We start from the raw sequence: 11938 nt of genomic DNA, 5'->3' as shown, positions 1-11938 counted from the left end.
CACGGTCACCGCACCTTCCCGGCGCCCGCGCCCAGGGCGACGATCAGCGGCACGGCGAGCGGGGAGTCGACCCTCTTCCGCAGCGTGGGTGTCCAGCCGGCGTCCGACTGGAGGGTCTCCCCCGGGATCTCCGCGTTGTGGACGGCGATGAGGTCCGTCCGCTTGCCGTTGACGTAGTTGTTCTTCGCGGTGAGCGGGGCCTCGCTCCACTTCTTCAGCGTCTTGGCGGCGCTGATGCCGGACGGGAGGGAGAAGGCGTTCTTCTCGGCGTACAGCTGCGAGGAGGCGCCGACGCCGAAGGAGTAGCCGTACTTCTGGTCCTTGGTGACCACGAAGTGGTTGTTGTACGCGTCGACCTGGCCGAAGCGGACCCGCGGCGCACGCTCCACGATGCCCTTGAAGCGGTTGTGGTGGAGGGTGACCTTGAGCTTGCCGGTGTCGGTGGCGCCGGCGCTGTCGCTGTTGCCGATGAGGATCGTCTTGTCGTGGTTCTCGAACGAGTTCCAGGACGCCGTCACATAGTTGGCGCCGCGCACCACGTCGAGCAGGCCGTCGTGCTGCTGGTAGGTCTGGCCGAAGTAGGTGGGCAGGGTGCTGTCGGGGTAGCGGCCGTCGGTGAGCGTGTTGTGGTCGATCCACACATGGGTGGAGCCATACACGACGACCGCGTCGTACTCGGAGTTCCAGGCGCCGTTGTCGCCGTCGGTCGGGTCCCACTGGGGGAAGCAGTCGAGGGGGGCCTCGATGGTGAGGTTGCGGACGATGACGTTGTCCACGCCCCGGATCTGGAGGCTGCCGCCTCTGATGCCCGCGTCTCTGCCGACGCCGACGATGGTGGTGTTGGCGGGGATGTTGACCTTGATGGCCTTGTCCTGGGCGGCGGCGGAGGCCGCGCGCAGGCCCTCGGGGCTGTCGGCGGGCTCACCGGACAGGTCCTCGTCCAGGCCCCAGTTCTCCGGGGAGTACTTCTCCAGGTAGGCGTCGAAGTCGTAGCCCTCGGCCTCGAACGAGGCGCAACCCTCGGCGACGGGGTCGATGACGCCCTTCACCTTGACGATCTTCGGGGCGTCGCCGCCGTCGGCCAGCGCGGCCTTGAACCCGTCCCAGGTGGTGACCGTGTACACGTGCTCGGCGGAGGCGGCCGCGCCGCCCGTCGTGCCGGTGCCCTCGGCGGCCCAGCCGTCGCCCGCGGCGAGGGTCTGCCGGGCGTGGTCGCGGGAGTGACCGTGACCGGTGGCGGAGGCGGCGGTGGCGGTGACCGCGAGGACGAGCGCGGTGCAGCCGGCGAGGGCGGTGGTGCGAGTGGCAGGTCCATGCCATGTGCGGGTACGCATGAGAAGAGGTCCTTTCAAGCTCGGGGGGAGGGGCGGAGGTGGTACGGACTCACGCCTCGGGCCAGGTGATCCACGACTCGGGGATCTCGTCGTCCAGGCGCCGCACGTCACGGGGCAGGAGCACCCGGCGGCGCAGCAGCCCGCGCGCGACGAGCCGGGCCACGGCGATCGCACCGGGCGGGTTGAAGTGGGTGTTGTCCTGCTCGGCGGCGGTCCAGTTGAAGTACTTCTTGGTCTCCTCCGGGCCCAGCTCCTGCCAGAGCGCGAGGGACAGCGCCTCGATGTCGAGCAGCGCCACGCCCTCCTCGGCGGCGAGGGCGCGCATGGCCGCCGGGTAGTCGCCGTGGGTGCGCACCGCGGTGCCGTCCGCGGTGAACCTGCGGCGCTCGACGGAGGAGGCGAGCACGGGCCGGGCTCCGCGGGCACGGGCGCCGTCGATGTACTGGCGCAGGTGGTCCTGGTACGTCGTCCAGGGCTCGGTGTAGCGCGTGGGGTCCGCGGACTTGGAGTCGTTGTGGCCGAACTGGACGAGGAGGAAGTCACCGGGACGGATCGCGGTGAGGATCGCGTCCAGCCGCCCCTCGTCGATGAAGCTCTTCGAACTGCGGCCGTTGACCGCGTGGTTGGCGACCTCGACGGTGCGGCTCAGGAAGAACGGCAGGGCCATGCCCCAGCCGGTCTCGGGGGCTGCGTCGGCGTACTTCTGGGCGGCGGTGGAGTCACCGGCGATGTAGAGGGTGCGCTCGCGCCGGGGGCGGCCCTGCGGGCTGGGCGCGGAGGAGGCGAGCGCGGGGGAGGTCGCCGCGACGGCGAGGGGGACGGCGGCCAGGGCCGCGGTGGTGACCTGTCTGCGGGTGAGGGACACGACGGTGTGCCTTTCGGAACAGGAACAGGGGCCTTCCGGACGTGGGGGGTGGGGTACGGCGGGGCGGGGAGGTGAAGGGCCGGCGGCTGGCGCGACGTGTGGACGCCGCCGGCCCTCGATCAGTGACGGGCGTCAGGTCAGCCCTTCTTCTGCTCGTTCCACTCCGCCTGCGCCTCGTTGAGCTGGTCGGCCATCGTGTCCAGGAAGTCCTTGGCGCTCATGTCGCCGAGCAGGACCTTCTGGAAGTTGGGCTCGTTGTCGGTCTTGGACAGGGTGTTCCAGTCCGGCAGGTAGTACGGGAGCTGGACGATGGTGGTGGAGCCGTCGCTGAGGGCGTCCGCGGCGAGCTTGGTCGGCTCGGCCTTGGTGATCCACTCGTCCTTCGCGGCCTCGGTGTTCGCCGGGACCTGGCCCGCCGACTCGTTGAACTTCGAGTTGGCCTCGTGGCCCGCGGCGAACTCGATGAACTTCCAGGCGGCCTCCTTGTTCTCGGAGGTCTTGTAGATACCGAGGCCGTCGACCGGGTTGGAGACCTGGACGCGCTTGCCGCCGGGGCCGGTGGGCTGCGGGATGCCGCGGAACTTGTCGGCGCCGAACGCCTTCACGTGGTCCTGGTAGGAACCCAGGTTGTGGTTGAGCATGCCGATGGTGCCCGAGTCGTACTGGGCGACCATCTTGGTGAAGTCGTTGTTGAGGTCGGCGGACGGGGTGGTCTTCTTGTAGAGGGCCGCGTACTTCTCCAGGGCCTCGACGTTCTTCGGGTCGTTGAGGGTGGTCTTCTCACCGCTCTCGTCCCAGAACGAGGTGATCCCGGACTGCCCGTACATCGCGTCCAGCGCCTGCGCGATGGAGCCCGCGCCGCCGCGGATGGTGTAGCCGAAGGCGTTGTTCTTGGCGTCGGTGAGCTTCTCGGCCGCCTCGTAGAACGCGTCCCAGGTGGACGGCTCCTTCAGGCCTTCCTTCTCGAACAGGTCGGTGCGGTAGTAGAGCACACCGTTGTTGGCCGAGGTCGGTATCGAGTACAGGTCCTCCTCGGAGCCGCCGGCCGCCTTCAGCGACTCGATCATGCTCTCGTTGAGCTTGCCGTCGAGCGAGGACTCGGCGAGACGGTCCTGCAGCGGCTCCAGCGCGTTCTGGGCCGCGATACCGGCGGCCATGGCCGCGCCGACGCCGCCGACGTCCGGCAGCCCGCCGCCCTGGATGGCAGTGTCGACCTTGGACTGGTACTCGGTGGAGGCGACACCGACGTACTCGACGTCGATGTCCGGGTTCGCCTTCTCGAAGTCGGCGATGATCTCCTTCCAGATGTCGGTGCGCACACCGCCGTTGTTGTCCCAGAAGACGATCTTGCCCGTGCCGCTGCCCTCGGCGCCGTCGTCACCCGCCGCGCCGCTGCCGTCGTCACCGCAGGCGGTGAGGGTCAGCGCGAGGGCGGCGCCCAGAGCGAGGGCGGCCGGTGTGCGGCTCGCGCCCCGGCTGTTCCTGAGAATGCTGATCTTCATTGGTCGGCTCTCTTCTTCTGGATCCAACGAGGGTGTGTGACGTTGTGGGGGGCTGACCAGGGAGTGTGCTGTGTGGGGTCGTACTGCGTGGGGATGTGCTGTGTGGGGGTGCTCTATGGGTGTGCGCCATGTGGGGGTGGACCACGTGGGGGCCGACCACATGGGGGTGGACCACATGGGGCCGGGACCAGGGAGCGTCAGTGGTGCGCGGGGCGCCCGCCGATCGTCTTCTGCGGCCCGGAGAAGCGGGTCACCAGCGCGGGCACGGCCGCGGCCGGGTCCTTGCGGTAGGTGTAGAAGTCCTTCGGGTCGAAGGCGGTGCCCCACTCGTCGTGCCGGCCGGTCGTGTTTCTGAGGATCGACCCGCGCTCCACCAGTTCGGCGGTCGCGTCGGCCTGGTGCGGGTGCTGGACGCCGTCGTAGTAGCTGTTCTCGATGACCATCCGGGTCGCGCCGCGGGCCCAGTTGCCGTACGTCCAGGTGGGGTCGCCGTCCACGACCTGGGCCGACAGGTAGTTGTTGTAGAGGTGGGCGTAGGCGCAGTTGTCCGCGGAGGGGTTGCGCTGCTTGGTGCCGGTGAACCAGTTGTGGTCGATGGTGATCTCGGTCCGGACGTTGGTGGTCCAGCCGATGCCCACGGCCTTGTTGTGGTTCTTGAACTGGTTGTACGAGACGGTGACGTACCGGCTGTCCTTGCGGATGTCGAGCAGTCCGTCGCCCATGTGCTCGAACCGGTTGTGGTCGATCCACACATGGTCGACGGTGTCCATCTGGATCGCGTCGAAGTCGGTGGTCTTGCCGTCCCAGTCGCCCTCGACGTAGCTGTCCCGGATCGTCAGGTTGCGGATGATGACGTTGCTCGTGCCGGACTTCAGGTTGAGCTCGCCGTGCACGATCTCGCCGGTGTCGCCGACGCCGACGATCGTCTTGTCCGAGGCCACCACGATCTCCGAGCCGAACGGCTCGACGTCGATCGAGCCGGAGACCCGGATGACATACGGCTCCTCGGCGGCCGCGTACTTCGCCAGGGACGCCTGGTCGGTGACGGTCACCACCTTCCCGCCCGCGCCGCCCGTGGTGCCGCCGGCGAGCGAGGCGAAGCCGTGGGCCTTGTCGCTCCAGGTTCTCCCGGGTGCCGCGGCCTCGGCCGCGTCGGCCGGGGCGAGCGCGCCGAGTCCCAGCGAGGCCACCAGCGCGGTGACCGTGATCAGGGACCGGCCGGGGCCCGGCCGGGAACCCTGCTTCGTACCCGGGCGCGACGGGCGCGTGCTGCGCGATTGCGTCATTGCGGCTCCCAACAGGCTTCAGGGGTGGAGTGGAGGTGACGGTCGTCAGGGCGTCGTCGTGCGTGCGGTGATGCGGAACTGCCCGAACGTGGCCGCTCCGGCGTCTCCCCCGCCGGTGGGCGCGACCGCGAACAGGCCGAGCAGGGCGCCGACCCAGCGCCAGGGCGTGGCGGCGAAGACCTGTCCCGAGGCCTGCGGGCCGCCCCCGGTGTCGTACGAGAAGCGGCAGCGCGCCCCGGCGCCGGTGTCGATCCGCAGCCGGGCCCGCCCCTCGGGGGCCGGCTGCGCGGGCGCGGCGTCCCTCTCGCGCTCGGCGACGCCCTCGCCGAACCGGTGCACGAGCCGTACGGTCCCGTCGTCGCCCCGCTCCAGTCCGATCCAGGAGAACGCGTCACCGAGGACGACGAGACCGGCCTTCGCGCCCGGCTCCTCGCTGTTCAGCTCCAGCTCCACCTCGACGGTGGCCGGGATGCCGGGCAGCCGCTGGGTGAGCACGTTCGGCAGCTTGCGCGGGTCGTGTGCGTCGGCGGTCCGTACGCAGGTCAGGCGCAGTCCGTCGGCCGAGTGCCGGGTGGCCCAGCCGTCCTCCGGGTTGGCGGTCCACTGCCACTGACGGCCGTACCGACCGCCGGGGAAGCCGTCGTCGGTGGCGGGTGCGGCGGGGGGCTGCGGGGGCAGGGCGGGCTTGCGGTGGACGGTCACCGGGGTGCCGTCGTCGCCCATCACCGGCCAGCCCCCGTCACCGTCCCAGCGCATCGGCTGGAGATGCACCACCCGCCCGTACGCGCCCCGCTGCTGGAAGTGCAGGAACCAGTCCTCGCCGGCCGCCGTGCGCACCCAGCCGCCCTGGTGGGGGCCGTTGACGTCGGTGTCGCCCTGCTCCAGGACGACCCGCTCCTCGTACGGCCCGAAGAACTCCCGCGAGCGGAAGGCGCCCTGCCAGCCGGTCTCCACTCCCCCGGCGGGCGCGAGGATCCAGAACCAGCCGTCGTGCCGGTACAGCTTCGGCCCTTCGAGCGTGAACCAGCCCGGGATGCGGTCCGCGTCCACGATCACCTTGCCCTCGTCGAGCAGTTCGGTGCCGTCCGGGCGCATCCGGTGCCCGGTCAGGCGGTTCTTGATCCCGGAGCGGGACTTGGCCCAGGCGTGCACAAGATAGGCCTCGCCGGTCTCCTCGTCCCACAGCGGGCAGGCGTCGATCAGCCCCTTGCCCGCCTTGAGCAGGTGCGGCCGGGTCCACGGGCCGCGGATCTCCGGTGCGTTGATCTGGAAGATACCGTGATCCGGATCGCCCCAGAAGATCCAGAATCGGTCGTCGTGGTGGCGCAGCGAGGGTGCCCACACCCCGCAGTCGTGCCGTGGGACGCGGAACTCGGCCGCGGGCTCCAGCCGGTCGAGCGCGTGCCCGACGAGCGTCCAGTTGACCAGATCGCGGGAGTGCAGGAGGGGCAGTCCCGGAACACGGCCGAAACTGGAGGCCGTCAGGTAGAAGTCGTCACCGACGCGCACGACGTCCGGGTCGGACCAGTCGGCGTCGAGGACCGGGTTGCGGTAGGTGCCGTCGCCGAGATCGGCGCTGAAGGCGGCCGAGCCCTCGAGGGGCGAGGACACGCTCATGCGTTCACCGCCTTCCGTACCAGCGCCGCCGCCTCGCTCCGGTCGAGGACGCCGTCGGCGACGACGGTCACGATCCGCCGTACGAGGGTGTCGCCCGGCTCGATCGGCAGCCGCTCCTCGTGGGCGAGGGACGAGCCGACGCCCGGGTACTCCTCGGCCCGGACGAACCACGGGTCCTCGCGGGTCTCGTCGGTCGCCCCGCTGAACACGAGGGTCCAGTCCGAGCCCGCGAGGGCGAGCCAGTCGGCGCGGGTGCCGTGCACCTCCGCCTCGCCCTCCCTGCCGGGGGTGAACACGAGCGGCGCCGCCTCCTCCTTGCGGGCCCGCCAGAAGAAGCCGCCGTACGCCGCGCCGGGGCGCCCGTTGGTGGCCGGGCTGCCGATCGTCAGCGGGCCGTCGGTGGTGTTGGTGAGCGAGAACGTGAAGTCCAGCGCCCAGGCGGCGCCGGTGAGTTCGGTGGCCGCGACGGTCCGGCGCTCCCGCAGCAGCTCGCCGCCCGCGGCCGTCCAGGACAGTTCCTCCACGAAGCCGTCGGGGTCGCTCAGCTGGAAGGACAGGTGCCGCTGGGTGCCGTGGTTGTCGAGCTCGGTGGGGCCCTGGCCACGGACGAAGGTGCGCCCGCCCCAGAAGTTGTGCCCCTCGACGTCGGGAACGGCGACACCGACGCCGAGGTGGTGCAGGTGGTCCGCGGGCGCCAGCTCGGTGACGGCGGTGCCCGCGAGGGTGGTGACCGGGTGCAGGTAGGGGCGCGGTGAGGACTTGGGCGGCAGCTCGGGCCGGGTGGTGTAACGGGCGACCGGGCGGCCCGCGACCCGCAGGACGAGGGGATCGCTTGTCATGAGGTGCTCACCTTCTTCGCGAGCGCCCAGGCGGCGCCCAGCTCGGAGTAGAGGGCGAGGGTGTCGGCGGCCTCGGCCACCAGGGAGTCGATGCCGGGGACGATCCGGCGCGTCTCCCCCGACTCGGCCGGCTCGAACCGCCAGGCCTCCTCCGGCAGCGCGCCCGGGTCGGGGGCCGTCCGGATCGCCTCCACGACCTTCATGAAGGCGCCGGTCGCGGCGGGCGGGACGAGCAGTTCGGCGCCGTCGGTGAGGTGCGCGACGAGGTTCTCCAGCAGGTCCGTGCGGCCGTACTCGAACTCCTCGGGGCCGTGTCCGGCGCGCTGGACGAGGACGCGGTCCTGTTTGTACCAGAAGGTGATCCGGCCGCTGGTGCCGTGCACGAGGACGTACGGCTCGCCGGGCTGCTCGGCGCACAGGGTGGCGGCGACGGTGATCCGGCCGCCGGCCGCGGTGGTGATCCGTACGCAGGAGGTGTCGTCGGACTCGATGGCGTTGGCGCGCAGCAGTTCGGTCTCGATGCCGGTGACGTCCTCCGCGTGGACGGACCCGTCGAGCGCGAGGGCGGTGGCGACGGCGTGCGCCAGGGGGTTCGTCAGCGCCCCGTCGACCACGTCGACGCCGTCCATGCGGCGCTTGCCCGCCCAGGGCGCCCGCCGGAAGTACGCCTCGTCACGGGCCCACGCCCCGGCCCCGCCGACCCCGGTGATCTCGCCGAGCGCGCCCTCGGCGACCATCCGCCGGATCGCGGGCACGGCGTGCGAGCCCAGCGACTGGAAGCCGATCTGGCAGACCACCCCGGCCGCCGCGACCCCGTCCGCCATCCGCCGGAACTCGGCGTACGACGGCGCCGGCGGCTTCTCCAGCAGCAGGTGCACGCCCCGCTCGGCGGCGGTCAGCGCCAGGTCGGTGTGGGTGGGGATGGGCGTGCAGATCACGGCGATCGCCGCGCCGGTCGAGTCGAGCAGGGCGCCGAAGTCGGACGACTGCTCGGGCGTGCCGAGGCCGTCGCCCAGCTCCTCGGCGGTCAGCGGCGTCAGCTCGCAGATCCCGGCGAGCCGTACGAGGCCCTGCTCCGCCAGGCGGCGGATGTTCGCCAGGTGCCAGTGGCCGTGGCCGCGGGCGCCGGCGAGGACCACGGGCAACGGGGTGGTGTGCGCGGTCATCGGATCCTCCCGGCGCCCGCGTTCCGGGCGACCTCGCGGTCCGCCTGCCGGGCGCTGTCGATCTCGCCGTGCAGCGTGGGCGTCCAGCCGACGTCGGCCGTGAGGTCGCGTTCGCTGCCGGAGTTGTACGCGTTGTAGATGGTCAGCAGGTCGACGGGGTAGCCGTTGAAGAGCGTGCCCGTCTGATGCAGGGCCGTGCCGTTCCAGCTCTTCACCAGGTCGGCGGCCTCGACGTGGCCGGGGGTGATGAAGGCGTTGTTCTCGGCGTAGACCGCGGACTCGGTGGAGATGCCGAGCGAGTAGCGGTAGTCGTGGGCGTCCTCGGGGACGACGTAACGGTTGTTGTAGAGGTGCACCTGCCCGAACCGGACGCGCGGCGCGCGTTGCACGACGCCCTCGAACTCGTTGTGGTGCAGGGTGACGCGCAGCTTGCCGCGGTCGCCGGTGGCGGTGTCGCCGTTGCCGATCAGCATCGCCTTGTCGTGGTCGGCGAACCGGCTCCAGGAGACGGTGACCAGGTCGGAGGCGTTGGTGATGTCCAGCAGACCGTCGTGGCGGAGGAAGTTGCGGCCGTAGTACGTGGGCTCGTCCTCGTCGAGGTGCCCCTTGTCGAAGGCGGTGACGTGGTCGATCCACACATGGGTGGCGCCGCGCAGCCAGATGGTGTCGTACGCGGTCTTCCAGTCGCCGAGGCCGCCTGTGTTGGGCTGCCACACTGGGAAGCAGTCGTAGGCGTCGCGGACCTCTATGTTGCGGATGATGACATTGTCCGCGTCCCGCACCTGGAGGCTGGCGCCCTTGAGGACGGCCTTGTCGCCGACGCCGACGATGGTGGTGTTGGACCCGACCCGCAGCTCGACCCGCTCGGCCTGGCGCGCGGCCGACGCCTGCCGGGCCTCCTCCTGCTCCCCGCTCGGCTTGGCGGAGCCCCAGGTGCGCGGGTCGTACGCGGCGAGGTACTTCTTCAGGTCGTAGCCGTCGGTCGCGTAGTCCTCGCAGTCGAGGCGGCGGCCGGTGTCGGAGGTGTTGGCGTCGATGGCGCCCGCGATCTTGATGATCTTCGGGGTGTCGCTGCCGCCGTCGAGGGCGCGGACGAGTTCGGCGCGGGTCCGCACGGTGAAGACGTGGGCGTCGTCGGCGGCGGAACCCCCCGTGGTTCCACCGTCGGCGGCGGCCCAGCCGTCACCGTCGGCGAGCGTCTCGCGGCTGATGTCGCGGGTGCCGGCCGCGGCCGGGGCGGTGCCTGCCCCGGCCGAAGCGGCGTCGGTACCGGGGGCGCGGGTCTCCGCCCCGGCCGGGGTGCCGAGCAGCAGACCCAGCACGCCGGCCACGGCACCGATCCGAACGGCTCTCTTCCGTGCTCCCAGGCCTGCTCTCGTACCTGCTCTCATCCCTTGTCTCACCCCTTCACCGCCCCGGCGCTGAAGCCGGTGATCAGCCACTTCTGGATGAAGGCGAACACGATCACCACGGGGACGGCGGCGATGATGCCGCCCGCGGCGAGCGCGCCCAGGTCGACGCTGTCGGCGCTGAGCAGGGTGTTCAGGCCGACGGGGATGGTCTGCTTCTCCTGGTTGCTGAGGAACATCAGCGCGAACAGGAAGTGGTTCCAGGAGTGCACGAAGGCGAATGAGCCGACGGCGATCAGACCGGGCCGCAGCAGGGGCAGCACCACCACGACGAACGCCTTGAACCGGTTGCAGCCGTCGACCCAGGCCGCCTCCTCCAGGGAGTACGGCACGTTCTTGATGAAGTTGCTGAGGAGGATCATCGACAGCGGCAGCTGGAAGACCGTCTCGGCGATGATGACGCTGCCCAGCGAGTTGATCATCTGGAGCTCGGCGAAGATCTGGAACAGCGGCACCAGCAGCAGCGCACCCGGCACGAACTGCGAGCACAGCAGCGCCAGCATGAACCCGCGCTTGATCTTGAAGTCGAAGCGGGCGAGGGCGTAGCCCCCGGCAAGGGCGACGACCGTGGTCATCACCAGGGTGGCGATGCCGACGTACACGCTGTTCTCGAAGTAGGTGCCGAAGCTCCGCTCGGTCCACACCTTCTCGAAGTGCTCGAAGGTGATCGGCCAGGGCACGAGCGAGGTCGAGCCGGCCGGGCGCAGCGAGAACAGCAGGATCCAGTAGAAGGGGACGAGCGTGAAGACGAGGTAGATCCCCAGCGGCAGGTAGATCTGCCAGCGCGGGACCTCGTCCCAGGCGCGCTGGGCCTTCTTCGGGCGCTGCGGCGGTTCCTCGGCGGCGGGGGCGGGAGCGACCGGACGGGTCCTCTCGACGGCGTTGGTGGTCACTTGTTGTCGCCTCCGAACTTGCTCAGCCGCAGGTAGACGATCGAGCAGAAGAGCAGGATCACGAACGCCACGGTCGTCAGGGCGGACGCGTAGCCGAAGTTGTGGGCGTCGACGCTGGTGTTGGCGATGTACAGCGGGAGTGTCGTCGTCTCGCCCGCGGGTCCGCCGCCGGTGAGGGTGTAGAGCAGGTCGACGTTGTTGAACTCCCACACGGCGCGCAGCAGCGTGGACAGGATGATCGCGTCCTTCAGGTGCGGCAGCGTGATGTGGAAGAACTGCTGGATCCGGCTGGCTCCGTCGACCTCGGCGGCCTCGTACAGGTCCTTCGAGACGGACTGGAGGTCGGCGAGGATGAGGATCGCGAAGAAGGGCACGCCGCGCCACAGGTCGGCGACGACGGCGGCCGAGAAGACGGTCGAGGTGTCCGACAGCCAGCTGGTGCCGTACGAGCCGATGCCCATGTCCGCGAGGTAGCGGGTGATACCCGTCTGGGAGTTGTAGAGCAGCACCCAGATCGCGGAGGTGAGCACGCCGGAGACGGCCCAGGGCGAGAAGACGAGCGCGCGGCCGAGGGCGCGGCCCACGAAGGTCTGGTTGACGATCAGCGCCAGCGCCAGACCGAACAGCAGCTGCAGGCCGACCTCGACGACGACCCACTTGGCGCTGAAGACGAGGGTGTCCCAGAACAGCGGGTCCTCGGTGAACGCGTGGACGAAGTTGTCGAAGCCCGCGAAGCCGTTCCGCCATGGCTTGGTCGGGTTGTAGTTCTGCAGGCTGTAGTAGAAGACGCTGATGACGGGATAGGCGATGAAGCCGAGCATCAGCAGGGCCGCCGGCGCGATCAGCAGGTACGGGAGCCTGCGCGGCGTGGCCGATCCGCGGCGCCGCCGGGGTGGCGCGGGCGATTTCGCCACGGCTGCGGCTTGGGCCATGACTGTTCTCCGTTCTCGGGGTTGCGGGTCGAGCCGGTGGTGCGGGTGCTCGGTCTTGGCAGGTGCGGGTGCTCGGTCTTGGCAGTACCGGCGGT

The 11938-nt window shown here is 70.5% G+C and carries 9 protein-coding genes and 1 pseudogene; all 10 read right to left on the bottom strand.

The genetic code is table 11. The annotated features are described in order from the left end of the window. Positions 1–5: 5 nt before the first annotated feature. The 10 genes and pseudogenes from IE242_RS30865 to IE242_RS30820 all read right to left on the bottom strand — a co-directional run bounded on the left by IE242_RS30865 (position 6) and on the right by IE242_RS30820 (position 11843). Complete coding sequence (locus tag IE242_RS30865; protein ID WP_189865167.1) at positions 6–1334, bottom strand: pectate lyase family protein; 1329 nt, start codon at positions 1332–1334, stop codon at positions 6–8. Between the two features lie 49 nt (positions 1335–1383). Further along, entirely contained in the window at positions 1384–2199 is an 816-nt protein-coding gene (locus tag IE242_RS30860; RefSeq protein WP_189865165.1) for a rhamnogalacturonan acetylesterase, read from the bottom strand. 137 nt (positions 2200–2336) lie between these two features. Further along, positions 2337–3701, bottom strand: a complete 1365-nt coding sequence (locus IE242_RS30855) for an ABC transporter substrate-binding protein (protein ID WP_189865163.1) — start codon at positions 3699–3701, stop codon at positions 2337–2339. Between the two features lie 218 nt (positions 3702–3919). Then, a pseudogene (locus tag IE242_RS30850) lies at positions 3920–4987 on the bottom strand (pectate lyase family protein); the annotation flags it as partial. Between the two features lie 45 nt (positions 4988–5032). Then, complete coding sequence (locus tag IE242_RS30845; RefSeq protein WP_189865160.1) at positions 5033–6604, bottom strand: glycoside hydrolase family 43 protein; 1572 nt, start codon at positions 6602–6604, stop codon at positions 5033–5035. Then, a complete protein-coding gene (locus IE242_RS30840) occupies positions 6601–7443 on the bottom strand; it encodes a DUF6807 domain-containing protein (RefSeq protein WP_189865158.1) in 843 nt (280 codons plus the stop codon). The genes IE242_RS30845 and IE242_RS30840 overlap by 4 nt, the downstream gene beginning before the upstream one ends. Next, positions 7440–8609 (bottom strand): Gfo/Idh/MocA family protein, encoded by a 1170-nt coding sequence (locus IE242_RS30835; RefSeq protein WP_189865156.1) that lies wholly within the window; start codon positions 8607–8609, stop codon positions 7440–7442. The genes IE242_RS30840 and IE242_RS30835 overlap by 4 nt, the downstream gene beginning before the upstream one ends. Next, complete coding sequence (locus IE242_RS30830) at positions 8606–10000, bottom strand: pectate lyase family protein (protein ID WP_189865154.1); 1395 nt, start codon at positions 9998–10000, stop codon at positions 8606–8608. The genes IE242_RS30835 and IE242_RS30830 overlap by 4 nt, the downstream gene beginning before the upstream one ends. An 8-nt stretch (positions 10001–10008) precedes the next feature. Further along, positions 10009–10911 carry a carbohydrate ABC transporter permease gene (locus tag IE242_RS30825; RefSeq protein ID WP_189865152.1) on the bottom strand — a complete coding sequence of 301 codons (903 nt, stop codon included), beginning with the start codon at positions 10909–10911 and terminating at the stop codon, positions 10009–10011. Beyond that, a complete protein-coding gene (locus IE242_RS30820) occupies positions 10908–11843 on the bottom strand; it encodes a carbohydrate ABC transporter permease (protein ID WP_189865150.1) in 936 nt (311 codons plus the stop codon). Before IE242_RS30820 ends, IE242_RS30825 begins: the two co-directional genes overlap by 4 nt. Positions 11844–11938 lie beyond the last annotated feature (95 nt).

Source organism: Streptomyces poonensis (genome assembly GCF_014650915.1).
GTDB classification, from domain to species: domain Bacteria; phylum Actinomycetota; class Actinomycetes; order Streptomycetales; family Streptomycetaceae; genus Streptomyces; species Streptomyces poonensis.
Note: the sequence above shows the minus strand (reverse complement) of the source record. Positions and strands in the feature narration are given on the sequence as shown.